This is a genomic window from Lawsonibacter sp. JLR.KK007 (assembly GCF_036941135.1).
GTDB lineage: Bacteria > Bacillota > Clostridia > Oscillospirales > Oscillospiraceae > Lawsonibacter.
In genome coordinates, this window is record NZ_JAYWSY010000002.1 from 343,503 (window position 1) to 369,378 (window position 25,876).

The window sequence follows — 25,876 nt, forward strand, 5'->3', positions numbered from 1 at the left end:
GTCCCTTAACAGGGACCACCGGCCCGTCCTCTTGACAAAGCAGCGGCCTCCATGGTACTCTGAACATACCGGCAGACGGCTGTATCCGCCTGTTCGGGCTGACAGGAGGCCCATATCATGAGGGATCAAGACCATTTCGCGGACAAAAAGCGGGGGCATACCGGCGCTCACGGCCATGGGCATCACAGCCATGGGCACGGAGGGGGCCGGGAGGATCTGGCCGGCAAGCTGGAATACTGCGCCCGGGCCCTGGCCCAGTTCGCCGGACGCCGCCACGGCCAGCGAAAGATCCTCCGAATTCTCCGGGATCAGAGCCCCATCAGTCAGAAGGAGCTGCAGACCATGCTGGGAATCCAGTCCGGCTCCATGAGCGAGATTGCCGCCAAGCTGGAGAGCAGAGGGCTGATCGTCCGCGGACGGGACCAGGCGGATAAACGAAAGATTACACTGTCCATCACCCAGGCCGGTCAGGAGTGGATGGCCCAGCGGGACGACGGGGAGATCCAGCAGCGCCGGACCGAGTTCTTTTCCGGCCTGTCCCAGGAGGAGCAGCACGCGCTGGAGGCTCTGCTGGACAAGCTGGCCGATCACTGGGACCAGCGGCCTGAGGCGGGCCTGGGACGGGCGCACCACCATCACAGATAGATCCGGGACCGGCAGACGAAAACCCACCCCCTGAGGGGTGGGTTTTGCGCCGTCCGCCGGACCGTATCATTTCACTGCGGCGAAGCCCTTTTCCAGGTCGGCAATGATATCGTCGATGTGCTCCGTGCCGATGGACAGGCGGATGGTGTTGGGCTTGATCCCCTGGTCCAGCAGTTCCTCGGGGCTGAGCTGAGAGTGGGTCGTAGTCGCGGGGTGGATGACCAGCGACTTTACATCGGCCACATTGGCCAGCAGAGAGAAGATCTCCAGATGGTCAATAAACCGGTGGGCCTCCTCCTGGCCGCCCTTGATCTCAAAGGTAAAGATGGATGCGCCTCCCTTGGGGAAGTATTTCGCATACAGGGCGTGGTCCGGGTGGTCCGCCAGGCTGGGGTGGTTGACCTTGTCCACCTTGGGGTGATGGGCCAGAAATTCCACCACCTTTTTGGTGTTCTCCCCGTGGCGCTCCAGCCGCAGGGACAGAGTCTCCACCCCCTGAAGGAGCAGAAAAGCGTTGAAGGGGGAGATTGCGGCTCCAGTGTCCCGCAGGAGGATCGCCCGGATGTAGGTGACAAAGGCGGCCGGGCCTGCCGCGTCCACAAAGGACACGCCGTGGTAGCTGGGATTGGCCTCCGAGATGGGGGCGTATTTGCCGGAAGCCTTCCAGTCAAACCTGCCGCCGTCCACGATGATGCCGCCCAGGGTGGTGCCATGCCCGCCAATGAACTTGGTGGCCGAGTGGACCACAATATCCGCACCATGCTCGATGGGCCGGATCAAATAGGGGGTACCGAAGGTATTGTCAATGACCAGAGGCAGGCCGTGCCGGTGCGCAATGGCCGCGATGGCGTCGATATCGGGGATATCGCTGTTGGGATTGCCCAGGGTCTCCAGATAGACGGCCTTGGTGTTGGGCTGGATCGCGCCCTCCAGCTCCGCCAGATCGTGGGCGTCCACAAAGGAAGCCGTCACCCCGAACTGGGGCAGCGTGTGCGCCAGCAGATTGTAGCTGCCGCCATAGATTGTCTTCTGGGCCACGATATGGTCTCCCGCCTGGGCCAGCGCCTGAATGGTATAGGTAATGGCCGCCGCGCCGGAGGCCAGAGCCAGAGCCGCCGCTCCCCCCTCCAGGGCCGCGATGCGCTTTTCCAGCACAGCCTGGGTGGAGTTGGTCAGCCGGCCGTAGATGTTCCCTTCGTCCGCCAGCCCGAACCGGGCCGCGGCATGGGCGGAATTGCGGAACACATAGCTGGTGGTCTGGTAGATGGGGACCGCACGGGAATCGGTGGCGGGGTCGGGCTGCTCCTGGCCTGCGTGAAGCTGCAGGGTCTCAAATTTATAGCTGCTCATAATGATGTACTCCTTTTTATGATCTGTTTGGGAAACAAAAAAGTCCGGAACGCGTCCATCCCTCCCGGACAGTCCCGGCGTCCCCCTGGATCAGCGAATGACGCAGAGGGCGGGCACGGCAATGTGCCCGGCTGCGGGAACAGTCCGGGAGCGCCGCATTCGTCCACAGCGGAAATTGCTGCGCAGCAGATCAAAAAACAGCTCCAGCATCCCAGGTCATCCTCCCTCCGTCTATCAACCTATTATCTCGGTTGGTTTATTGGATTATAGCGCCAACGCGTCCCTTTGTCAAGGGGATTTTTCCAGCCGATGCAGAATCCTGCGGCGGCCGGAAGACGGGAGGGATTGGACACTGATCCGATCACCGTCTGGAATACATTCGGAAGGACACCAGGATCGACCCCAGCGCGGCCAGGGTCAACCCGGCAAACAGGATGTACGCCGGCTGATAGCTTCCGGCGCAGTCAGCGATGACGCCCGGGAGGGGGCTCAAGCACAGTGAGCCCGCAATATGAGCCGATTGGATGCGTCCCAGCGCTTTTTTGCTGCCGCCGCACAGCGCCTGGTTCAGGATCGGGAGTCCCACCGTACACATCGACATCCCCAAGCCCGATATCAGCAGTCCGGCCATCGTGACCCCCAAAACATGAAGCGGGATCAAACACTCGACCATCTGTCCCAGCACCAGAGCAGCGCCAAACAGCAGGCTCGCCCGACGGGGACCAAACCGGTCCGCCGCGCTCCCCAAAACGCATTTTCCAAGCGTCATCGTCAGGCCCAGAGCGGAGACCAGCCAGGCGGCCAGGTCCGACGGATAGCCCTCGCTGGACAGGTAAACCCCCATGTGCCCCAGCGCCGGACCACCGGCCGCCGCCAGAAGAAAGGCCGCAGGGGCCAGCAGGACCACCATCCTTCCATCCTCCGGCTCCGGCGCGGCCGGTCCTGTTTCGTCCGGCTCCCGCTGATCTCCATAGGGACTCAGCCCCGCCTCAGCCGGATCGTCCAATATCAGCAAATAGGCAGTCATTCCAGAAAGGACAAAAAAGCCCGCCGTGCACAGCAGTGCGAAGGAAATACCAGATCGAGCGATCAGCATTTGGAGCAGCGGCGGCCCGACCACAGCCGCTCCCCCGGTCCCCGCCGCGCAGATCCCCAGCGCCAGGCCCCGGCAGTTGACAAACCAGCGGTCCACCAGTATTGTGGCCGGAATAATACAGCACAGCCCGCAGGTAACGCCCGCCAGGGCCGCCGCCCCGCAGCAGCCGGCAAAGCTTGTGCTCACCGCATACAGCGCCATAGACAGCGCCCCTGGCAGCAGGGACAGCGCCATACCCTTCCGGACCTCCACAACCCGGTAATAGCGGACGCAGACCATGGTGGACAGCAGGGTGACGGCCACACGGGTCGTGATCAGCAAAGAACCCTGCCCCTCCGACAAATGACATCGCTGAATGATATAGGGTTGAAAAATGGTGAATACGTTGCAGATGATCCCCACCGAAGTGAACAGCAAAAGGGTGGCTCCCGCACAGACCAGCCAGGCTCGATGAATCCGATGACGCTTGAACATCTTTCTTCCGCTCTCCTCTCTCAACAGACCGTTGTATCCGCCGTGAAAATAGTTTGGAGCTTGGCAAAAAGCCAAACTCCAAACCTTTTGCTGTTTCTAACTCTGTGCCCGCAGAAACTCCTCCACCTGCTCCCTGCTGCGCACCCCGTTGGTGGAGCCGGGCGCGCCCACAGAGATGGCGGCGGTGGCGTTCGCGAAGCGGGCCGCCTCCTGAAAGGAGCAGCCGTCCAGCAGTGCGGAGACAAAACCGGCGGCAAAATTGTCTCCCGCCCCGATGGTATCCACTGGATGATCATTGCAGAAGGCCGGGATGTGCTCCTCTGCGGAACCGTCCCAAATATAGCAGCCGTGCCGGCCATCCTTCACCAGAAGGTGCTTCACGCCGGCGTCCAGCAGAACGCGGGCGATCTCCTCGAGCTTCTCTCTGCCCGTGAGAAATGACGCCTCCTCCAGGTTCGCAAAGAAGTAGTCCACATGACGCAGAGCGCCCGCCACAGCGTCCAGCCTTTGGCCGGTCCGGCTCTTCATCATATCGGCACAGACGATGAGTCCCGCACTGTGAGCGGCGGAAAAGATCCGGGACAGCCCCGCGTCGTCAAACTGGGGCATGATAAAAATGCTGGAGAACACCATCGCCCTGGCCCCGGCAAAGCAGGCGGGGTCCACCTGGTCCGCGCTGAAGGCGAAGGTGCTGCTGCTCTTGCTGACTACAAAGCCCCGCTCGCCGTCGGACCGCACCAGCCCAACGCTCAGCGGCGTGTCCACGACGCCGCTGCGGACAATGTAGGAGGTATCCACCCCGTTCTCCTGGCAATTGCGGATGAGAAAATCCCCCAGCATGTCCCGGCCCAGCAGGGTGACCAGCTTGACCCGTTTGCCGAGCCGCGCTAAAATGGTGGAAACATTTGTGCCGCTGCCCCCCACTTGAGGAATGATCCGGTCAATGGGGTAGGAGTCGTAGGAAAACACCTCCGGCCCCACCGGACAGAGGGGGACATCCACAGCGGAGTTGCCCACACATACCACGTCAAACTTGCTCATACCAATCTCCCCCAGCGGTTAAAATCCCAGCAGCCCCAGCTTTTCTACCACCTTGTCCTCCACATACTGCATGGGAATGTGGGCGATCTCGGTGAACACGTTGCTCTCCGGATGGCTGGCCAGAGCGGTCCTCAGACCGGTGTCGAAGGCCAGCCGCAGAGCGGTGCCGATGTTGACCTTAGCCACATGGGTGGCGCACATCTGGCGGAAATCCTCGTCGCACAGCCCGGAGGAGCCATGGATGACCAGAGGGATATCCACCTTGTTCTGAATGGCCTGGAGCAGCGCAAAGTTCAGGTGGGCCGCCTGAGTCTCCATACGGTGAAGGGTCCCCACCGCTACCGCCACCGCATCGATGCCGGTGTCGGCCACAAAGCGGGCGGTGGTGTCCGGGTCCGAGGCCTCGGCCTTGAAAGCGTCGGTGCCGGAATAGGCCACAGAGCCGATCTCCGCCTCCACGCTGATCCCCTTCCGAGCCGCCCGGCGGACCACCTCCCTGCTGATGGACACGTTCTCCTCGTAGGGAAGCTGGGAGCCGTCAAACATCACAGAGGAAAATCCCGCGTCAATGGCCCGCTGAATCTCCTCCACGCTCTTGGAGTGATCCAGATGGATGCACACCGGAACGCTGGACCGCTCCGCCATGGTGACCAACAGCTTCCCCCACAGTTCCAGGTCCATGTAGCGGGTGGCAAATCCGCCCACCTGGACGATCACCGGCGCGTTTTTCCGCTCTGCAGCGGTGATAACGGGCTGAGCATCGCAGTAGGTGGTCACATTGAAGGCCCCCACCGCCTTATCGCTGTCCTTGTACTGCGCAAGCAGTTCCTTTAGCGTGACTAACATTGTTTAACCTCCTAAGTATGCCTTCTTCACCTGCTCGTCGGCCAGCAGCGCGGCTCCCGTGCCCTCAAGCACTGTCTCGCCGTTCTGCATGACGTACGCGTAATCGCACATTTCCAGGGTCGCGGAAGCATTCTGCTCCACAATAATGACCGTTACGCCCGATTCCTTGATCTTGGTGATGAAGGAGAAAATTTCTGATACCAATTTGGGCATCAGGCCCAGAGAGGGTTCGTCCAGGATGAGGAGCTCCGGGCTGCACATCAGCCCCCGGGCGATGGCCACCATCTGCTGCTCGCCGCCGGAGAGGGTATCCGCCTGCTGGCGCTGGCGTTCCTCCACCCGGGGGAACATCTGAAACACAGACTGGAGCCGCCGTTCGATCTCCTCTTTGTCCCGGACGGAGTAGGCTCCCATGACCAGGTTGTCCCGAACGGACATCTTTCCGAACAGATGGCGGCCCTCCGGGACCATGGAGATGCCCATCTCCACCATCCGGTAGGACTTGGTGCCCACGATGGACTGGCCCTTGTATTCAATGGCGCCGGCCATAATGGGCAGCGTGCCGAAAATTGCCCGCAGAAGGGAGGTCTTTCCGGAACCGTTGGAACCCAGCAGTGCCATGATGGTCCCCGCCTTCACATGGAAGGAGGCGTCATGGACCACCGGCATGGAGCCGTAGCCTGTTTTGACATGTTCCAGCTTAAGCATCTTTCTTGCCTCCTCCCAGATAGGCCTCGATCACGGCCTCGTTGGATGTGACCTCCTCGGGAGTACCGATGGTCAGGACCTTGCCCGCATTGAGGACCAGCACCCGGTTGGACACATTCATCACCACGTCCATGTTGTGCTCAATGGTGAGGATACTGACGCCCTCCCCATTGATGGCCCGGATCAGCTCCACCGAATCGGCCCGCTCTGTGGCGGTCAGTCCGGCCATGGTCTCGTCCAGCAGCAGGAGCTTGGGCCTGGTGGCGTAAGCCCGGGCGATCTCCAGGCGCTTCTTCTGCGCCACATTCAAAATGGAGGCGGGGTACTTGGCCAGAGCGGACAGGCCGCAGAATTCCACCACCTGCGCGGCGTGCTCCCGGGCCGCCCTCATGTTGTCGGTATGGAGCAGGGAGCCGATGAGAACGTTCTCCTCCACGGTCAGCGTGGTAATGGCCTGGGGGATCTGAAAGGTACGGCCGATGCCCAGCTTGCACACCTGGTGGCTGGTCATTTTGGTGATGTCGGTCCCGTTAAAGACGATGGAGCCCCGGGTCAGCGTATGGACGCCGCTGAGGGAGTTGAACAGAGTGGTCTTGCCCGCCCCGTTGGGACCCACGACGCCCAGGACCTCCCCCGGTTCCACCTGAAAGGTGATGGCCTCGTTGGCCATCAGGCCGCTGAATTTCTTGGTCGCGTCATTGACTTCCAGAATATACTTCATTTCGCGGGGGCCTCCTTCCCTTTCCCGCCCTTGCGGGCTATATAGGCCCGGATGCGATGGGGAACAGAAATCAACCCATCGGGGATGAAAAGTACAATCAAGATGACCAGCAGGCCATAGATCACCATGTCCAGACCGCCAAAGCGGCTGAGGTAGACACGGGTATACTCCGAAATAAAGGTGAGCACAATGGCGCCGATGATGGGGCCGTAGACGGTGCCCACTCCGCCCATGACCGTGACCAGCACAATCATCATGGAGATGTTGGACGTCAGGATCATAGAGGGGTCTGTATAGAGCATGAACTGCATATACAGCGCGCCCGCGAAGCTGACGATCACGGCGCTGAGCATATAAGCCAGCAGCTTGTAGTGGGCGGCGTTGATGCCGGCGCTCTCGGCGGCGGTCTCATTGCCATTGATGGCCCGCAGATAGTAGCAGAATTTGGTCTTGTCCAGCCAGCGGACAAACATCAGCACCAGGAACACGATCACAACATACAGATACACATAGGTCCGGGTGTTTGAGAACTGCATGTAAAGGAGCGAATCCAGCTTGGAGTTAAAGATGTAAACGCCGGTCGCGCCGCCGATGGCCTTAGTGTTGATGAAGACCAGCCGCGCGCACTCCGCCACAGCCATGGTGGCGATGGCAAACACGTGTCCGTGGAACCGCAGAAGGCCCTTGCCGATCAGGAACGCGATCGCGGCGGAGAAGAGGCACCCCACCCAGATGGCAAGCCAGGGCGGGAGGCTGAACCACTGGAGCAGCATCGCGTTGGCATAGGCGCCGAAGGCGTAGTAAATGGCGTGGCCGTTGGAAATTTGTCCCGCATAGCCGCCGATGATGTTCCAGCCCATGCCCAGCAGGGCCCAGATGCACATCATGGTCATCACATGGTGAGAGAAGGCGGTGTTCAAGACCAGAGGCAGAACGATCAGCAGGGCGGCAATCCCCACACAGAACACAAGCTTCTTTGTCGATATTTTTTTCATGTCTTTCCTCCTATTTCCCGAAGATGCCTTTCGGCCGGAAGGAGACAGTAACTAGAAATACCACGCACACGCCAATATACTTGATGGCCGTATTGACATACAGGCCGGTCAGCGTATCCGCGATGCCCATGATCAGGCCGCTGAGGAACGCGCCAGTAATGCTGCCAAAGCCGCCCATCGCAACAGCGATCAGTCCCCAAAGCTGGAATGTAGCGCCCACGTTGGGATACATGTAATAGTAGTAGGTCAGGGCGCAGCCGGCCGCTCCGGCCACGGCGCTGGCCATCGCGAAGGCGATGGTGTAGGCCCGGTCCGGATTGATACCCACCAGTCCGGCAGCATACCGGTCCATACTGGTGGCCTGGATGGCCTTACCCATGCGGGTGTAGCGCAGGAACCAGAACATAAACCCGGCAATGATCAGCGCCAGAATAAAGGGGACCAGCTTTTGCTTTGCTACCACAATGACGCCAAGGTCGATGCTCCCCTGGAACATGGGCGGGTTGGGGATGGTCTTATACTCCGCGCCGAAGCAGAGCTGCGCGGAGTACACCAGGACCATGCTCAACGCAAAGGTGATCAACCGCTGGGACAGAATGGGCCCCTTCAACGCACGGGCAATAATGGTTTTATAGATCAAAACGCCCAACACAAACAGGACCGCGGCGGAAATCGGCATCGCCAAAATGGGGTCCAGACCTAAGTACATATTGACATAATAGGAGACGAACATGCCTAACATCAGAAATTCGCCCTGCGAAAAGCTGAGGATATTCATAACGCCCCAAACCAGGGCAATGCCCATAGCAACCAAGGCCAGGATCGAACCATTGATAATGCCTTCATACAAACCTTGCAAAAAAAACATAACAGAAGGCTCCTCTCAGTCATAACGGCCCTTATGGGCCTTGCAGCAGCAAGCCGCATCATGTCCAGCCCTGCGCGGTTGGGAATGATGCGGCCGCTGCTTTTGTGGCGGAACTGGATTCTGGCTCAGCCTTCACTTTTGCAGCCGCGCCAGAAAAGTGAAGCTTAATACTCCCACTCGGGCAGGGGGAACACGGCCTCCATGGCAGCCGCGCTGGCGGGATAGACGGTGTGGTAAGCGCCGTCGTACCACTGGGTCACAACGCCGTTGGACAGGGTGTTCTGGCCATACTCGTTGAATTCAATGCCGGCCCAGGGGATGATCAGGGTATCCATGTCATAATCGGGGTGGAGCAGAGCGTCCCGCAGGGCTTCGCTCTCGGTGGTGCCCGCCTTCTCCAGGGCCATGGCCAGGAAGAGCAGGTTGATCGCGTCCTTCACATGGCTGTCCAGCAGGTCAATCTTGCCGGAGTTGTACTCGGAGTTGGCCCACAGCTCGTTCATCTGACGGGTGACCTCGGTGTTGATATCAGCAGCCCAGCTGCCAGTGGTGCAGATGTAGTTGTTCTTGTCGCCCATGGCGTCCAGGTAGTCGCTCTGAATAAAGCCGCCGCGCTGGCCGATGATGAAGTTGGGAGTATACTGCTGCTCCTTGCAGGTATTGACAAACAGCAGGGCGTCCGAAACGAAGGAGGCCATAATCAGAACGTCGGGGTCCGCACTCTTCAGCTTCAGCACCTCGGAGGTCAGGTTGGTCGCGCTGGAGGAATAATTGATCTTTTCTACCAGCTCAAAGCCGTACTCCTTGGCATACCGCTCCTCGACCGGGACCAGGTTCGCGCCGAACTCGCTGTCCTCCGAGAAGAGGGCGACGGTCTTGATGTTCGCATTCTGGGTCTCGTTGAGGTAGTTGATGAAATCAAAGGTGTCCTTCACATAGGTGTCGTCGTTAATCGCATAACGGATCAGCCACTCAAAGTCGTTGGTCCCGTCGGTCAGACTGACGGAAGAGCAGGAAACCATCAGGGGGATCTGATACTGCTCGGTGACCACGGCCACAGCCTTGGCCAGGGCGCTGGTAAACTCGCCGCAGATGGCGACCACATTCTTTTCCGTGATCAGGCGCTTCGCTTCAGACACGGCGGTGGTGGCGTCGCTCTTGTGGTCCGCCACGACCAGCTCGATCTTGGCGCCGTTCATGCTGGTGATCCCGGCGGAAGCGGCCATGGCGACGGCCAGCTCCGGATGTTCCTCATTAATAATATCGACAAGCATCTGATAAACCTCGACCGTCTGTCCGCCCAGCTGTGCGCTGGCGCCGGTCAAAGGGGTCAGAACACCGATCTTAATGGTCTCGGTACCGTCCGAAGAGGGACTGCTTCCGGTGGAAGGAGAGGGCGTCCCGCTGCCAGCGGTGCCGCCGCTGCCGCCGCAGGCGGCTATGGAAAGGACCATTGCGAAACACAGGATCATACTTACAAGTTTTTTCATTTTTGGTTGTCCTCCTTTGATTTTGCTGTTTTTGCCGGATCTGCGTTCCGATTTCGACATTTTCTGCAATCGGCTTGGATAAATCATAGCTTATTTGTCAGAAAAAAACAAGAGTTTTCTTCGATTCAAAGAAAACTTCTCCTAATTCCATGAATATCTTTTGTTTCTTTTGTATATATGCTACAAAATTTTGCCGGTTTTTAAAATAACTCTTGTATTTCCTCCGTGAACAGGTTTATAATCTGTGAAAAGGCCGCTTATTTTCTTCGAATCAAAGTTTTTTAGTTTTTGATTCAACACAAAACAGACCGGCATTCCCGCCATTTGCCCGTATGTTTTCCCACCGCTTTCCCAAATGGAGGTATTATCAATATGTACACAAATTTGAATCCCAGAACAATGGGCATGAACCACCACCCCTTCCCTGTCCTGCTGGACGCGGCCCACGCCAGCGGCTTCCGCGGCATAGAAGTCCCGGCCGGCGCCTTTGGCACGGATGAGGCCGCAGCCCAGGCCCGAACCAGGATGGAGGACCTGGGGATGCGCTTCGGGCTGATCATGGCCCCCACCGATATGTACAAGATCCCGGACAGCGAGTTTGACAGCCGGGTCACTGAGTTCGGCCAGTGGGCCCATCGGGCTGAGCTGGCCGGATGCAGCCGGGCGTACAACCATATTTGGGCTGGAAGCGACCAGTTCCCCTACGAGGAAAACCTGGCCTGGCACCAGGAGCGGCTCAGCAAGATCTACCATGTCCTCCGCGAGGAGGGCATCCTCTACGGCCTGGAGTTCATGGGGGCAAAAACCGTCCGTGACTCCTTCCGGTACCCGTTTATCCACTCCCTGATGGGTATTCTCAACCTGGCGGACAGCGTCTCCCCTGAGATTGGCTTTGTGTTTGACACCATCCATTGGTACACCAGCGGCAGCCGGGACGATGACCTGTACTTCGCCCTCAGCCACCTGGACCGAATGGTCAACCTCCACCTGTGCTGCGCCGATTCGTCCCGGAGCCGGGAGGAGCAGGATGATCACCAGCGGGCCCTGCCGGGGGAAAACGACACCATTGACTGCGCCCGCATCCTCCGTCTGTTTGACCGGGCCGGCTATAACGGTCCCATGATCATGGAGCCCATGGATCCCACCGTGACCCGCTACAGCAAGATGACCGCTCTGGACGCCGCAAAGGACGCCATCGCATGTCTGCACCGCGTGATGGCTCAAGCCGGCGTTGAGGACCGCTGAAGAAACGAGGGATCGTATGGCAGAACGCATATGCCTCGCGGTCGATGTGGGCGGGACCGGCATGAAGCTGGTGACCGGGCGTTATACCGGCACACGGATGGAAATCCTGGACCAGCGGACCGTCTCCGTCGCCCCAGTGAACAAAAACCGGCATGTTTATATTGATGTTCCAGGCATCCTTGCGCAGATCAAGAGCTGCGTCAAGGAGCTGCGCCAGCAGGGGATCGCACTGCAAAGCATGGGGATTGATACCTTCGGGAACGGCTACGGCCTTCTAGATCAGGACCTGAAGCTGATGGCGCTGCCCTATTTCTATAAGGACAGCCGTACCAAGGGCGTCCTGGCCAAGATGGCGAAATGGGTCCCTCTGCAGGAGCAGTACCAGTCCACCGGGATCTTCCCCACCGACATCCGGGTACTGTCCCAGCTGTACTACGAAAGCCGGCACAGCAGCAGTCTCTTTCATCAATGCCGCTGGATGCTGCTGCTCCCCGACCTGCTGAATATGCAGCTGACCGGCCGGCTCCAGTGCGAGATCTCCATGGCCTCCGTCGCCAATCTGCTGGACAAGCAGGGTGAGCAGTGGAACCGTCCTCTGATGGAGCGGCTAGGCATCCGGACCGACATTCTGCCCCCTCTTGTGCAGGGCGGCTCCACAGCCGGTCCCCTCGCCCCGCCGGCGGAGAAGGAATTGGGCGGCCCGCTGTGGGTAACCACCGTGGCCAGTCACGACACCGAATCCGCTCTGCTGGCCGCCCCCGGCCTGGACACCGACAGCGTGTTTGCCAGCATTGGCACCTCGCTGATCTTCGGCACCAAAACCAACTACCCCATGATCTCCCCGCTAGGGTACGCCGGGGCCTTCAAAACGGTAAAGGGTCCCTTCTCTTACTCGCTGTGCCGGGATTTCAACGCTATGTGGCTGTTTGAAAAATGTATGGCCCGGTGGCGCGCGGAAAATCCCCAGCTCACCTACCAGCATGTCACGGACGCCTGCACCGCAGCGGAGCAGGAAGCCCGTTACTGCAATGTGTGCGACCCGATGCTGCGCATCGAGCAAAAGGACATGCTGAGCGCCATCCGGGACTACTGCCAGGAGACCGGACAGAGTCCGCCAGAGTCCTTGGGCGAGACTGCCAACTTTATCCTGGACGGCATCGTCCTTCAGGCGCTCTGGTCCTTCCGGCAGGTCCAGCAAATCACCGGCCGCTGCAGCTATCAAAAGCTGGTAGCCATTGGCGGCGGGATCAAAAACACCCTGCTGATCCAGCGGCTGTCCGACGCACTGGGACTTCCAGTTGTCACCGGCAGCACGGTGTCCAGCGCGCTGGGCAATTTGATGATGCAGCTCTACACCACCGGGGAGCTGGCCGACTACCGCGCCATTCAGCGCACGGTTCAAAATTCGTGGACAAGCAATGTCTTTTACCCCCGGCCCGAGCATCAGGACAAGTGGGAAAAAGCGCTGCTTCAATTATCCAACATCGACAAAATCCGAGGAATATGGAGGTAAATCAAACATGAATCGCGAAATCAACTACGACATCATCCGTGAAATCATCCGTGTATCCAAAGCGATGGAGAGCGCTCAGCTGGTCAACACCTATGAGGGCAACCTGTCCATCAAGCAGGACGGCCTGCTGTACATCACTCCCGCCCGCACCCGGAAGAGCACCCTGACCGAGGACCTGATCTGCGTGCTGGAGGAGGACGGCACCCAGATCCACGGCTCGAAAAAGTCCTCCTCCGAGACCATCATGCACCGCACCGCCTATGAGCTGCGGGACGATGTCAGCGCCGTGATCCACTGCCACTCCCCCTACCTGACCGCCCACGCCATGTGCCACATCCCCATCGACCAAAAGTGCCACCCCGAGATCCTCTTCCACTTCAAGGACATCCCCGTGGCCCCCTACGGCCAGCCGGGTACCCGCGCCATCATCGACAACGCCGCTCCCTACCTGAAAAACCGCAACCTGGTCCTGTTGGGCAATCACGGCGTCCTGTCCGTGGGCTCCACCCTGGAGAAAGCCTTCCAGCGGATCGAAGCCGCAGAAAAGTTCGCGATGGAGATCTCCATCACCAGAAGCCTGGGGCCGGTTGTGGACATCCCCCAGTCGGAGATCGAGCGGATCCTGGCCCGGGACATTGAGACCTGATCCTGTGTTTCATATCTCATCTTAAAATCATCGTAAAACGGAGGCGCTACATATGTTAGTATCGACCAAGGATATGCTGGTCAAGGCCCAGCGGGATCACTACGCTGTGGCTAATTTCTGCATCTGGAATGTGGAAATGCTCTCCGGCGTTATGAACGCCTGTGAGAAACTGCAGTCCCCTGTGATCCTGTCCTTTGGAAGCGGTTTTCTGGTCAACACCGATATCAACCATTTTGTTCATATGATGCGGTCCTACGCCACCCAGACCTCCCTGCCCTGCTCCATCCACTGGGATCATGGCCGCAGCTTTGAGATCGTCAGCCATGCCATCGACATCGGCTACAACTCCCTGATGATCGACGGGTCCGCTTACCCCTTTGAGGAGAATATCCGCCGCACCAAGGAGGTTGTGGACAAGTTCCATCCCATGTGCATCCCCATTGAGGCGGAGCTGGGCCATGTAGGAGCCGAAACCAACTACGAGGAGGCCCTGGCCCACTACATGTACACCGATCCCGGTCAGGCCGCCGAATTTGTCAGCCGCACCGGCATCGACTCCCTGGCCATCGCCATCGGCAACCAGCACGGCGCCTACACCGCTCCGCCTCAGATCAATTTCGAGATTCTGGAGCAGGTACGAGCCAGCGTATCCATCCCTCTGGTGCTGCATGGCGCCTCCGGGATCGGAGACGACGACATCCGCCACGCCATCGGCCTGGGCATCACCAAGATCAACATCCACACCGAGCTGTGTGAGGCGGCCATGGACGCCATCTGCAGCTGTCCGCCGGACGAGAAATATCAGGGCCTGAACATCAAGGTCCGCGATGCAGTACAGGCCCGGGCCGAAAACAAAATCCTGCTGTTTGGCAGCAATGGTAAGGCTCAGGGCTGGTACGAAACATGATTGAGGAGGAATCATTATGAAAACCATTCAAATCGGAACGCTGAAAAAGCCGGTCTCCCGCATCAGCCTGGGCACCTGGGCCATCGGGGGCGGCCCCGCCTGGGGCCAGGACCCCGCCAGCCAGGCGGAGGCGGAGCGGAACAGCATTGAGACCATCTGCGCCTGCCCCGGCGCAGGTGTGAATATGATCGACACTGCGCCTGGCTATAACTTCGGCAACAGCGAGCGCATCGTGGGCAAAGCTCTGAAGCAGATGGACCGGGAGGCCATGTGCATCATCACCAAGTTCGGCATCGTATGGGACCGCAAGGGTGCTCTGTTCAACAAGGTTGGGGATACTCAGCTGTACAAAAATCTCTCCCGCGACTCCATCCTCCATGAGATCGACCAGAGTCTGGAGCGTCTGGGCACGGACTATATCGACGTATACATGTCCCACTGGCAGGCGGTGGAGCCCTACTACACCCCCATCAGCGAGACCATGGAGCTGCTGAACGAACTGAAAGCCCAAGGCAAGATCCGAGCCATCGGCGCGGCCAACGTCTCCCCCGAGCAGGTGGAGGAGTACATCAAGTACGGCGATCTGGACATCGTCCAGGCCAAATACAGTCTGCTGGACCGGGATGTGGAGCAGAACCTGCTCCCTCTGTGCAAGGAGCACAACATCGTTCTGCAGGCCTATTCCCCGCTGGAGATGGGCCTGCTCAGCGGCGCGCTGCCCAGGGACTACAAGCCGGTGGGCGCTCAGATCCCCAAAAAGTGGTTCCAGCCGGAAAATCTGCCCCGCGTGTTCGATCTCCTGGACGGGCTGAAGCCGCTTTGCAGCAAGTATGACTGCACCATTGCCGACCTGGCTCTGGCGTGGATTCTGGCCCAGGATGAGCGGGTGGTCCTGCTGAGCGGCTCCACCACTCCGGATCAGATCCGCTCCAATGTCCGCTCCGCCGACATTGAGCTCAGCGCCGAAGACGCCGCCATGATGCGGGATATGGCCGAGGCGCTGGACCGGTAACAGCGCCAGCCAGACCCGGGGAACCGGCAGTCCGGTGTTCAAAGCGCTGTCAAGACGGCCTGGTTTTCACGCCCTCTTTATAAATTTTTGTTGAACTACAACATATTTCCTTGTATAATAAAGAATGGTAACAACCAGAGGGGTGACATACTATGGCGCAAAAAGGCAGATTGGACAACATTTGGAATATGATTCAAACCGAGCGCCGTGTTTCTGTATCCGAGTTGAGCAAGCAGTTCGGTGTGACGGAGGAAACGATCCGCCGCGACCTGGAAAAGCTGGAGAAAAAGGGCATGGTCATCCGCACCCATGGCGGAGCGGTTCTGGTCACGGACACCCCGGAGACCAGGATCGACTACCGGTTCCGGGCCCAGACAAATGTGCAGGAAAAGCAGACCATCGCCCGCCTCGCGGCGCAGATGCTTCCCACGCACCGCCTGGTCATCGGAGCGGACTCCAGCTCAACGGTGATGGAAATGCTCCGGATGCTCAGTACCCGGGACAACCTGCTTTTAATGACCTATTCCGCCAATATCCTTTGGGAGTTAGCGGATTCCTCCATTGACCTCATCGCCGCCGGCGGGCTGCTGAATCGAAAGTCCTATTCCTTCCAGGGGCTGATCACCAGAAACACGATCCGAAATTACAATATGGACGTTGTGTTCATCAGCTGCAAGGGACTCCTGGAGGACGGACTGTTTGACAGTGACGACGAGGAGGCAGAGATCAAACGCCTGATGGTCTCAAAATGCCGCAAGGTCGTCCTGCTGGTGGACCACACAAAGTTTGACCGCTCCGCCTTCGCCAAGGTCTTGGATCTGGAAGCGGTCAATGTGGTCATCACAGACCAAAAGCCCGCCAGCCCGTGGATCGAACGGTTTTTCGCCATGGACATCGAGTTGATCTACCCGGAAATGCTGGACTCCCCCTCCCCGGCGGGCGGTCCCGCCAAGCTGCTCTGACGCGTCCTGAACCATGAAAACATCCCACAGGAGGACTTGACAAAGAGGTTCTCCTGTGGGATATTTATGCCTCCACCGGGACATACGGTCTGTTTCAGGCAGGATAACAAAAAAAGACCTCTGGAATCACAGCAATTCCAGAGGTCACACCTGGCAGCCGGAGAAGGATTCGAACCCTCACAAACAGAGTCAGAGTCTGTCGTGCTACCCTTACACAATCCGGCTATCGGCCCCGCTCTCGCAGGGACGATAGCTATTATAGCAAATGTTTCAAAAAAGTCAAGGGGTATTTTCAACTTTTTTCTCCGGCGTTTTCCCGGCGCCGGGAAATCACCCCTCCAGCAGAGAGAACCGGAAACAGGTGGTCTGGACGTACCGCTCCCCCGCCTTCAGGACGGCGGAGGGGAAGCCGGGCTGGTTGGGCGCATCCGGGAAGTGCTGCGTCTCCAGGCAAAAGCCGTGGCGGTGGCCGTAAACGGCGCCGTCCTTCCCCTTCCGGCCCTCCTCCAAAAAGTTGCCGGTGTAGAACTGGATGCCCGGACAGTCGGTCTCCACCTCCATGACCACGCCGGATACCCGGCTGCGCGCCATCGCCGCCGGACGCATCTCGCCGGGCTGGCCGTCCACCACAAAATTGTGGTCGTAGCCCCGGCCCCACAGCAGCTGCTGGAAGGGCTCATTGATATGCGCGCCGATTGGGACCGGTTGGCGCAGATCCATGGGGGTGCCTTCCACCGGCTCCACCGTGCCAAAGGGGATGCTGGTCTCATCGGCGGGGGTGTAGGAGGAGCAGAACAGCTGGATCTCCTGATCCAGCACGTCGCCGCTGCCCTGGCCGGACAGGTTGAAGTAGCTGTGGTTGGTGAGGCTGCAGAGCGTGTCCTGGCCGCTGGACGCCTCATAGCGGATGGACAGGATATCCCCCTCCAGCGCATAGGTCACCTTCACCTGGAGATGGCCGGGGTACCCCTCCTCTCCGTCGGGGCTGTCCAGCGTGAGGACCACCCGCTCAGGCGCGGCCTCCTCCACGGTCCAGACCCGGTGCGAATAGCCCACATCCCCGCCGTGGAGATGGTTGGGGCCGTCGTTCACGGCCAGGGTATACTCCCTTCCGTTCAGCGCGAAGCGCCCCTTGGCGATGCGGTTGGCGTACCGGCCCACCAGAGCGCCGAGGTAGCCCCCCTCCGTCTCGTACTGGGCCAGGCTGTCGTAGCCCAGCACCACATCCACCGGTCCCGCCTTGCCGGGGACGGTGAGCGCGCGGAGCGCCCCGCCAAAGGTGATGACCTTTGCGGCCAGCACCCCGTTGTCCAGGGTCACCTCCCGGACCTCCTCCCCGTGTTTCGTGACGCCAAAGGGCGTTCCAAATTCCTTACTCATGATTTGGCCTCCTTCTCTAACAATGCCTGCGTTCAGTATAGCACACCGCCCTGAAAAAGGCAATTTGCAAATTGCCCTTTACATCTTGGGACTCCGCCCGTATAATAAGCAGATGTATGGGACAACGTGCATGCCGCATAGAATCCCATCGATCGCAGAGGAGAAAGGAGGCCCATGGGCGGACAAGGCCCATCAGAAGCGCCAGCGCCTGCCGTCAGGCAGGACGACGAGGTGAGGGGAGAATCGAGTGTTCGGCGGATGCCCCTCCGCGCCGGCTCCGGGCGCGTCACACGGTCCACAAAGCCCACGGGCAACCGCGGGACAAAACGGCCGTGACCGGGGAACGAGGTCAAATGGCTGCGAGTTTGTCCTCCTGACAATACAAGGAGGAAACTAGAATATGTGTGGAATTGTAGGCTATATCGGGAAGGAGCAGGCCGCTCCCATCCTGCTGGAGGGCTTGTCCCGCCTGGAGTACCGGGGGTATGACTCCGCCGGGGTGGCGGTGTTCGACGGGATGTCGGGCACGCTGGCTGTCCACAAGGCCAAGGGACGGCTCCAGGTGCTGTCGGATCAGCTCCACGGGGGCGCGGACCTGAACAGCACCGCCGGCGTGGGGCACACGCGCTGGGCCACCCACGGCGCTCCCAGCGACGTCAACTCCCACCCCCAGGTGAGCCGCAGCGGACGGATCGCCGTGGTCCACAACGGCATCATCGAAAACTACGCCGAGCTGAAGACCTTTCTCCTGGCCCAGGGGGTGCCCTTCACCTCGGAAACCGACACCGAGGTGGTAGCCCAGCTCATCGAGTATTTCTACGAGGGGGACCTGCTGGCCGCCGTGGGCCGGGCGCTCCGCCGCATCCAGGGGGCCTACGCCCTGGGCATCCTGTGCGCCGACTGCCCCGACCAGATTGTGGCGGTCCGCAAGGACAGCCCCCTCATCCTGGGCTACGGGGAGGGGTGCAGCTTCATCGCCAGCGACGTCACCGCCATCCTGCGCCACACCCGGAGGGTGGGCTACATGGAGGACGGAGAGCTGGCCGTTCTAACCCGGGAGGGCATCCAGTGCTACGACCATCTGATGCAGCCGGTCCGGAAGGACGCCGTCACCATCGACTGGGAGATCGACGCCGCCGAAAAGGGCGGGTATGAGCACTTCATGTTCAAGGAGATCATGGAGCAGCCCGAGGCCCTGCGCCGGTGCCTCTCCCCCCGCATCCGTCAGGGGGAGGTGGTATTTGAGGACTTCGCCCTCAGCGAGGAGTACCTGGCCGCTATGAACCGCATCTACATCGTGGCCTGCGGCTCCAGCTACCACGTGGGCATGGTGGGGAAGTACCACCTGGAGCGCCTCACCCGCAAGCCGGTGGAGGTGGCGCTGGGCTCCGAGTTCCGGTACATGGACCCGATCGTGGATGAGCACACCCTGGTCATTGTCATCAGCCAGTCCGGCGAGACCCTGGACACCATGGCCGCCCTGCGGGAGGCCAGACGGCTGGGCGGGCACATCCTGTCCATCGTCAATGTGGTGGGCTCCTCCATCGCCCGGGAGTCGGACCAGGTGCTGTACACCTGGGCGGGACCTGAGATCGCCGTAGCCACCACCAAGGCGTATACCACCCAGCTGGCCCTTCTCTCCCTGCTGGCCCTGTGGATGGGAAACCGGCTGGGGACCGTCTCCCAGGAGGAGTACCGCAGGGCGGCGGCCGCCTTCCTGGAGCTGCCCGGCAAGATGGAAGAGGTCCTGTCCCGCCGGGACGGCATCCAGTACCTTGCGTCCCAGTATTTCAACCACGACTCCATCTTCTTCATCGGCCGCAACCTGGACTACGCCCTGGGGCTGGAGGGCTCCTTGAAGCTGAAGGAGATCTCCTACATCCACTCGGAGGCGTACGCCTCCGGGGAGCTGAAGCACGGCACCATCAGCCTCATCGAGGAGGGCACCCTGGTGGTGGCTCTGGGCACCTATGAGGCGCTGTTCGCCAAGGCCATGAGCAACATCGTGGAGGTCAAGGCCCGGGGCGCCAGCGTGCTGGCCCTCACCACCCAAGGCCGCCGGGAGGAGATGGCCCAGACCGCCGACGCGGTGATGACCATCCCGGACCTACACCAGCTGCTCCTCCCCTGCCTGGGGGTGGTCCCGCTCCAGCTGTTTGCCTACTACGTGGCTCTCATGCGGGGCTGTGACATCGATAAACCCCGGAATCTGGCAAAAAGCGTGACGGTAGAATAGCAAAAAAGGACAGCGGAAGAATAAACCGCTGTCCTTTCTGTTTGCTAAAAGCCTGCCTTGCCCGTCACAGTACATTGGTCAGCGTCGGCTGTTCCATCTCGGCCAGCAGCTCCAGCTGGGCAATCAGGTCGGCGTTGGCAGCGTTGTACTGGTCCGGCTCCTGGAGCCGCACATACTCCAGCACGGTCCGGAAGCCCCGCAGCACCTGGTCGGTGTCGCTGTGGCGCATGGTGGTGTGGAGGTAGAAGTGGCGGCTCTGCCAGTCCTCGTAGACCTGACGGGTCAGGGCCTCCGCCCGCCCCCACTCCCCCAGCTCCGCCTGAACCCGGGCCTGATACAGCTGCTCCCGCATCCCGTCTGTGAGACGTTTGGCGTACTGGGCGTTTCCCAGGCTGGCTCCCAGCAGCGCCAGCAGCAGTCCTGCCGCGATCCAAAGCCGTCTCATCATGATCCCTCCTTCCGGGCGAAGTAGACGGCGTCCGCCTCATCCACCAACAGGAGGAACACCGTGGACAGGTCCTTGCAGCCCCGCTGGGCCAGCTGCTTGTCCAGCCAGGGCCGGTCGTGGCCCAGGGCCTTCAGGTTCCGCTCCAGCAGATGGCCGTCGCTGACCACCACCCGGGGCAGTCCGGCCTCCTCCACGCTCACCTTCAGGTCCCGGGCGGTGGGGGGCTTCTGGTTGGCGCAGGGCAGCACCGAGAGCTGGCCGTTGGTCTCCAGGATAGCGTATTTGATCTGGCTGATGTCTGTATAGCCCTTGATGCGCAGCTCCTCCAGCAGCTCGTCCACCGTCAGGCGGGTCTTTGCCATCTCCCCCTGCACCAGCGTGCCATTCTGTATCACCATGCTGGGCCGTCCGCACAGCAAAGCCCGAAAGCGGACGCTCTTCATAGTGAGCACCGATAGGATCATGGTCACCGCCAGCAGCGTCAGAATGGGCACCACGCCGGTGAGCAGGGGGATGCCGTAATCCTGCATGGGCACCGAGGCCAGGTCAGCGATGATCAGGGACAGCACCAGCTCGGAGGGTTCCAGCTCCCCCACCTGCCGCTTGCCCATCAGCCGAACCCCGGCGATGATGAGAATGTATAGGATGATGGTCCGAATCAGGCCGGTAAACATGGGCTTGCCTCCTTAAGCCGCTCCAAAGGCATTTTCGCAAGGGGCTCCGGTCGAAGGGCGGCTTGTTTCAGTCTTTCCCGGCCTGCGGTAATTTATCCTGCGAATTGCCCAAATATCCACCGAATATTGATACAGAAAAAGGGAAAACGCCATCTTGTCAAGCGGTGGATTTTCCGTTAAAATAACTTGATTACAGTATGGACATTTTAGAACTGGAACGGAAAGCGAGTGAACGAACGAATGAAAGCGACCTTGATCTTAGCCAACGGGAGCATCTTCTCCGGCACCAGCATCGGCTCCACCGAAACGCGGGTCTGCGAGATGGTGTTCAACACCTCCATGGCCGGCTATCAGGAGATCCTCACGGACCCCTCCTACGCCGGGCAGGGCGTGGTCATGTCCTACCCCCTCATCGGCAACTACGGCGTGAACAGTGAGGACAACGAGTCCAGAAGGCCCTGGGTGGAAGCCTTTGTAGTCCGCCACCTGTCCCCCAGGGGGAGCAACTTCCGCTGCGAGGGCGACCTGGGCAGCTACCTGAAGGAACACAATATCACCGGCATCCAGGGTGTGGACACCCGGGCGCTGACCAAAATACTCCGCAGCGAGGGGAGCATGAACGGAATGCTCACCTGCGCGGAGCATTTTAATATCGCCCAGGTGCTGGAGGAGCTGAAGGCTTACAGGGTGGAGCATACCGTGGAGCTGGTTACCCGGGCCGAGCCGGAGGTTTTCCCTGCCTTTGGCGAGGAGAAGTACCACGTCGCTATGATGGACTACGGCGTAAAGCAGCACATGATCGAGTGCCTGCGCCGCCGGGGGTGCAGGGTCACCGCCCTGCCCGCCTCCACCCCCGCCGCCGACGTGCTGGCCGGGGGCTACGACGGGGTGATGCTGTCCAACGGCCCCGGCGACCCGGCGGAGAATGTGGAGATCATCGCCGAGCTGAAAAAGCTGTATAACAGCGACATCCCCCTCTTTGGCGTCTGCCTGGGCCACCAGCTGCTGGCCCTGGCCACCGGCGCGAAAACCGGACGGCTGGCCTACGGCCACCGGGGGGGCAACCACCCCGTCCGGGACGTGGAGAAGGGCCGGGTGTTCATCACCAGCCAGAACCACGGCTATATGGTGCTGGCCGATTCGGTGGACCCCGCCGTGGCCGAGGTGAGCCACATCAATGTGAACGACGGCACCTGCGAGGGCCTGCGCTACCAGCGGCCCAACTGCTTCACCACCCAGTTCCACCCCGAGGCCAACGCCGGCCCCAAGGACACAGAATATCTGTTCAACCGCTTCATCGACAACATGGCCGCCAAAAAGGGAGGTGCTCAGTAATGCCCAAGTATACAGATGTAAAAAAGGTCCTGGTGCTGGGCTCCGGCCCCATCGTCATCGGCCAGGCCGCCGAGTTCGACTACGCCGGCACCCAGGCCTGCCGGGCCCTGAAGGAGGAGGGCCTGGAGGTGGTGCTGGTCAACTCCAACCCCGCCACCATCATGACCGATAAGGACATTGCCGACCACGTCTACATCGAGCCGCTGAACATCCACTCGGTCACCCAGGTCATCGAGATGGAGCGGCCCGACTCCATCCTGCCCACTCTGGGCGGCCAGACCGGCCTGAACCTGGCCATGGCCCTCCATGAAAGCGGCGTGTTGGAGCAGTACGGCGTCCGGCTGCTGGGCACCTCCCCCGAGTCCATCCGCAAGGCGGAGGACCGCCAGGGCTTTAAGGACTGCATGGAGTCCATCGGCCAGCCCTGCGTCACCTCCCTGGTGGTGGAGAGTGTAACGGATGCGGTGGACTTTGCCGAGAGCATCGGCTACCCCGTCATCGTCCGCCCCGCCTACACCCTGGGCGGCACCGGCGGCGGCATCGCCTACGACCGCGCCTCCCTGGAGGAGATCTCCGAGCGGGGCATCAACCTGTCCCGGGTGGGCCAGGTGCTCATCGAGCGGTGCATCGCCGGCTGGAAGGAGATCGAGTTCGAGGTCATGCGGGACGGGGCGGGCAACGTGATCACCATCTGCTCCATGGAGAACATCGATCCGGTGGGCGTCCACACCGGCGACTCCATCGTGGTGGCCCCCGCCCAGACCCTGGCCAACAAGGAGTTCCAGATGCTCCGCTCCGCCGCCCTGGACATCATCTCCGCCCTGGAGATCGAGGGCGGGTGCAACGTGCAGTTCGCCCTGAACCCGGACTCCTTTGAGTACGCCGTCATTGAGGTCAACCCCCGGGTGTCCCGTTCCTCCGCCCTGGCCTCCAAAGCGACGGGCTACCCCATTGCGAAAGTCGCCGCAAAAGTGGCCCTGGGCTATACTCTGGACGAGATTCCCAACGCTGTCACCGGCAAAACCACCGCCTGCTTTGAGCCCACCATCGACTACTGCGTGCTGAAGATCCCCCGCCTGCCCTTCGACAAGTTCACCACCGCCAGCCGCACCCTGGGCACCCAGATGAAGGCCACCGGCGAGGTCATGGCCATCGCCAACTCCTTCGAAGGGGCGGTCATGAAGGCCATCCGCTCCCTGGAGCTGAACGTCCGGGCCCTGAAGCTGGACAAGCTGGAGGGGCTGTACACCGACGAGATCGAGGAGCTGCTGGTAAACGTCACCGACGAGCGGCTGTTTGTGGTGGCTGAGGCCCTGCGCCGGGGCTTCTCCCCGCAAAAGATTTACTCCATCACCAAGATGGACATCTGGTTCCTGGACGGCTTCAAGCGGATCATCGACATGGAGGAGGAGCTGAAGCGCTGCAAGGGGGAGCCGGATATCGACACCCTGAAGCGGGCCAAGGAGATGTGCTTTGCCGACAGCTACATCGGCGCTCTGTGCGGCATGACCCAGGCTGATGTGAAGGCTCTGCGGGAGCGGTACCACATCATCCCCGCCTTCAAGATGGTGGACACCTGCGCCGCCGAGTTCGACGCCGAGACCCCCTACTACTACTCCACCTACGACGGGGAGAACGAGGCCCGAGACGACGGGTCCGGCCGCAAGAAGGTGCTGGTGCTGGGCTCCGGCCCCATCCGCATCGGCCAAGGCATCGAATTTGACTACTGCTCCGTCCACTCGGTGTGGGCGCTGAAAAAGCTGGGCTGTGAGACCATCATCGTCAACAACAACCCGGAGACCGTCTCCACCGACTTCGACGTGGCGGACAAGCTGTACTTTGAGCCTCTTACGGCGGAGGATGTCCAAAATATCGTGGAACAGGAAAAGCCCTGGGGAGCGGTGGTCCAGTTCGGCGGGCAGACCGCCATCAAGCTGGCCAAGGCCCTCACCGATATGGGCGTTCAGATCCTGGGTACCTCCTCCGACGGGGTTGACGCCGCCGAGGACCGGGAGCGTTTTGACGAAATTCTGTCCAAGTGCAGCATCCCCCGGGCCAAGGGCAAGACCGTCTTCACCACCGAGGAGGCCCTGGCCGCCGCCCGGGAGCTGGGCTACCCCGTGCTGGTGCGGCCCTCCTACGTGCTGGGCGGACAGGGCATGGAGATCGCCTACTCCGACCGGAACATTGAGGAGTTTATGAAGATCATCAACATGACCGTTCAGGAACACCCCATCCTGGTGGACAAGTACCTCATGGGCCGGGAGCTGGAGGTGGACGGCGTGTTCGACGGGGAGGACATCCTCATCCCCGGCATCATGGAGCACGTGGAGCGGGCTGGGGTCCACTCCGGGGACTCCATTGCCGTCTACCCGCCCCTCCACCTGGAGGACAAACACCGGGAGCTGATCCTCAAGCACACCAAGAACATGGCCATGCACCTGGGAGTGGTGGGCCTGATCAACGCTCAGTATATCCTCTATGACGATGACATCTATGTCATCGAGGTCAACCCCCGGTCCTCCCGGACCATTCCCTATATCTCCAAGGTCACCGGCGTGCCCATCATCGATCTGGCGACCCGGGTCATGCTGGGAGAGAAGCTGAAGGACATGGAATACGGTACCGGCATCTACAAGGAGGCGGAGTATTTCGCTGTCAAGGCCCCGGTGTTCTCCTTCGAGAAGCTCACCGACGTAGACACCGGCCTGGGTCCGGAAATGAAGTCCACTGGCGAGGTGCTGGGGCTGGCTGAGACCTATCCCCAGGCCCTGCTGAAAGCCTTCAAGGGTTCGGGTATGCGGGCTCCCAAGAAGGGCGGGCGGATCATCATCACCGTGAAGGACGAGGACAAGGGGGAGAGCATCGCCATCGCCCGAGGCTTCGAGGAGATGGGCGTGGAGCTGTACGCCACCGCCGGCACCTGCCAGACCCTGCTGGATGCGGGCATTGAATGCAAGAGCGTCAACCGGGTGTCCCAGGCCCATCCCAACATCCTGGACATGATCGCCTCCGGCACCGTGGACCTGATCATCAACACTCCCACCCGGGGCCGCAAGCACGACTCCGACGGCTTCCGCATCCGCCGCTCCGCCGTGGAGCACGGGGTGGGCTGCGTCACCTCGGTGGATACCGCCCGGGCCCTGCTCACCGTCCGGCAGCAGAGCCGCAGCGAGGACCTGACCCCCATTGACATCACCAAGATTTAAGCAAACGGCCCCCGGCTTATGCCGGGGCCGAATTTTTCTCTTGACAGTATCACGATACCATTGTATGATTGTATC

The 25,876-nt window shown here is 60.6% G+C and carries 22 protein-coding genes and 1 tRNA gene; 10 read left to right on the plus strand and 13 right to left on the minus strand.

The window, feature by feature from the left end:
• Nucleotides 1-117 precede the first annotated feature (117 nt).
• A complete protein-coding gene (locus VV088_RS11480) occupies nt 118-645 on the plus strand; it encodes a MarR family winged helix-turn-helix transcriptional regulator (RefSeq protein WP_334600843.1) in 528 nt (175 codons plus the stop codon).
• 66 nt (nt 646-711) lie between these two features.
• Here VV088_RS11480 and VV088_RS11485 read toward each other — a convergent pair whose 3' ends face one another.
• The 9 genes from VV088_RS11485 to VV088_RS11525 all read right to left on the minus strand — a co-directional run bounded on the left by VV088_RS11485 (nt 712) and on the right by VV088_RS11525 (nt 10,234).
• On the minus strand, nt 712-1,995 hold the full coding sequence (locus VV088_RS11485) for an O-acetylhomoserine aminocarboxypropyltransferase/cysteine synthase family protein (protein ID WP_334600844.1): 1,284 nt from the start codon (nt 1,993-1,995) through the stop codon (nt 712-714).
• Between the two features lie 361 nt (nt 1,996-2,356).
• The gene (locus tag VV088_RS11490) at nt 2,357-3,565 is read right to left on the minus strand and encodes an MFS transporter (protein WP_334600846.1); all 1,209 of its coding nucleotides are present in this window, start codon (nt 3,563-3,565) and stop codon (nt 2,357-2,359) included.
• Between the two features lie 96 nt (nt 3,566-3,661).
• Nucleotides 3,662-4,606, minus strand: a complete 945-nt coding sequence (locus VV088_RS11495; RefSeq protein WP_334600847.1) for a carbohydrate kinase family protein — start codon at nt 4,604-4,606, stop codon at nt 3,662-3,664.
• An 18-nt stretch (nt 4,607-4,624) separates the two neighbouring features.
• A complete protein-coding gene (locus VV088_RS11500; protein WP_334600848.1) occupies nt 4,625-5,452 on the minus strand; it encodes a class II fructose-bisphosphate aldolase in 828 nt (275 codons plus the stop codon).
• Nucleotides 5,453-5,455: 3 nt separating this feature from the next.
• Nucleotides 5,456-6,160 carry an ABC transporter ATP-binding protein gene (locus tag VV088_RS11505; RefSeq protein ID WP_334600849.1) on the minus strand — a complete coding sequence of 235 codons (705 nt, stop codon included), beginning with the start codon at nt 6,158-6,160 and terminating at the stop codon, nt 5,456-5,458.
• The gene (locus VV088_RS11510) at nt 6,153-6,881 is read right to left on the minus strand and encodes an ABC transporter ATP-binding protein (RefSeq protein ID WP_334600850.1); all 729 of its coding nucleotides are present in this window, start codon (nt 6,879-6,881) and stop codon (nt 6,153-6,155) included. The genes VV088_RS11505 and VV088_RS11510 overlap by 8 nt, the downstream gene beginning before the upstream one ends.
• The gene (locus VV088_RS11515) at nt 6,878-7,876 is read right to left on the minus strand and encodes a branched-chain amino acid ABC transporter permease (protein WP_334600851.1); all 999 of its coding nucleotides are present in this window, start codon (nt 7,874-7,876) and stop codon (nt 6,878-6,880) included. Before VV088_RS11515 ends, VV088_RS11510 begins: the two co-directional genes overlap by 4 nt.
• A 10-nt stretch (nt 7,877-7,886) precedes the next feature.
• On the minus strand, nt 7,887-8,744 hold the full coding sequence (locus VV088_RS11520) for a branched-chain amino acid ABC transporter permease (protein ID WP_334600852.1): 858 nt from the start codon (nt 8,742-8,744) through the stop codon (nt 7,887-7,889).
• 164 nt (nt 8,745-8,908) lie between these two features.
• On the minus strand, nt 8,909-10,234 hold the full coding sequence (locus tag VV088_RS11525) for an ABC transporter substrate-binding protein (protein ID WP_334600853.1): 1,326 nt from the start codon (nt 10,232-10,234) through the stop codon (nt 8,909-8,911).
• A 372-nt stretch (nt 10,235-10,606) separates the two neighbouring features.
• Between VV088_RS11525 and VV088_RS11530 the strand changes: the two genes are divergently transcribed.
• From VV088_RS11530 to VV088_RS11555, 6 genes are all read left to right on the plus strand, one after another.
• A complete protein-coding gene (locus VV088_RS11530) occupies nt 10,607-11,479 on the plus strand; it encodes a sugar phosphate isomerase/epimerase family protein (RefSeq protein WP_334600854.1) in 873 nt (290 codons plus the stop codon).
• Nucleotides 11,480-11,495: 16 nt separating this feature from the next.
• Entirely contained in the window at nt 11,496-12,992 is a 1,497-nt protein-coding gene (locus VV088_RS11535) for a rhamnulokinase (RefSeq protein ID WP_334600855.1), read from the plus strand.
• Nucleotides 12,993-12,999: 7 nt separating this feature from the next.
• Nucleotides 13,000-13,638 carry a class II aldolase/adducin family protein gene (locus VV088_RS11540; RefSeq protein WP_334600856.1) on the plus strand — a complete coding sequence of 213 codons (639 nt, stop codon included), beginning with the start codon at nt 13,000-13,002 and terminating at the stop codon, nt 13,636-13,638.
• Between the two features lie 52 nt (nt 13,639-13,690).
• Nucleotides 13,691-14,545: a class II fructose-bisphosphate aldolase gene (locus tag VV088_RS11545; RefSeq protein WP_334600857.1), complete on the plus strand. Its 855-nt coding sequence runs from the start codon at nt 13,691-13,693 to the stop codon at nt 14,543-14,545.
• A gap of 16 nt (nt 14,546-14,561) precedes the next feature.
• Complete coding sequence (gene ydjG, locus VV088_RS11550) at nt 14,562-15,557, plus strand: NADH-dependent methylglyoxal reductase (protein WP_334600858.1); 996 nt, start codon at nt 14,562-14,564, stop codon at nt 15,555-15,557.
• A 152-nt stretch (nt 15,558-15,709) separates the two neighbouring features.
• On the plus strand, nt 15,710-16,519 hold the full coding sequence (locus VV088_RS11555; RefSeq protein ID WP_334600859.1) for a DeoR/GlpR family DNA-binding transcription regulator: 810 nt from the start codon (nt 15,710-15,712) through the stop codon (nt 16,517-16,519).
• A 151-nt stretch (nt 16,520-16,670) separates the two neighbouring features.
• On the opposite strand, the gene VV088_RS11560 is transcribed toward VV088_RS11555, so the two are convergent.
• Nucleotides 16,671-16,744 (minus strand) — tRNA-Gln (locus VV088_RS11560).
• A gap of 105 nt (nt 16,745-16,849) precedes the next feature.
• Entirely contained in the window at nt 16,850-17,899 is a 1,050-nt protein-coding gene (locus tag VV088_RS11565; RefSeq protein ID WP_334600860.1) for an aldose epimerase family protein, read from the minus strand.
• 400 nt (nt 17,900-18,299) lie between these two features.
• On the opposite strand from VV088_RS11565, the gene glmS reads away from it, so the two are divergent.
• On the plus strand, nt 18,300-20,135 hold the full coding sequence (gene glmS / locus VV088_RS11570; RefSeq protein ID WP_334600861.1) for a glutamine--fructose-6-phosphate transaminase (isomerizing): 1,836 nt from the start codon (nt 18,300-18,302) through the stop codon (nt 20,133-20,135).
• A 64-nt stretch (nt 20,136-20,199) separates the two neighbouring features.
• Here glmS and VV088_RS11575 read toward each other — a convergent pair whose 3' ends face one another.
• Together VV088_RS11575 and VV088_RS11580 are read right to left on the minus strand one after the other, a co-directional pair.
• Nucleotides 20,200-20,583, minus strand: a complete 384-nt coding sequence (locus tag VV088_RS11575) for a DUF4363 family protein (RefSeq protein ID WP_334600862.1) — start codon at nt 20,581-20,583, stop codon at nt 20,200-20,202.
• On the minus strand, nt 20,580-21,257 hold the full coding sequence (locus VV088_RS11580; RefSeq protein WP_334600863.1) for a DUF421 domain-containing protein: 678 nt from the start codon (nt 21,255-21,257) through the stop codon (nt 20,580-20,582). Before VV088_RS11580 ends, VV088_RS11575 begins: the two co-directional genes overlap by 4 nt.
• 240 nt (nt 21,258-21,497) lie before the next feature.
• Here VV088_RS11580 and VV088_RS11585 point away from each other — a divergent pair, with 240 nt between their 5' ends.
• Complete coding sequence (locus tag VV088_RS11585; protein WP_334602065.1) at nt 21,498-22,592, plus strand: carbamoyl phosphate synthase small subunit; 1,095 nt, start codon at nt 21,498-21,500, stop codon at nt 22,590-22,592.
• Nucleotides 22,592-25,801, plus strand: a complete 3,210-nt coding sequence (carB, locus tag VV088_RS11590) for a carbamoyl-phosphate synthase large subunit (RefSeq protein ID WP_334600864.1) — start codon at nt 22,592-22,594, stop codon at nt 25,799-25,801. The genes VV088_RS11585 and carB overlap by 1 nt, the downstream gene beginning before the upstream one ends.
• The last annotated feature ends 75 nt before the right edge of the window (nt 25,802-25,876 follow it).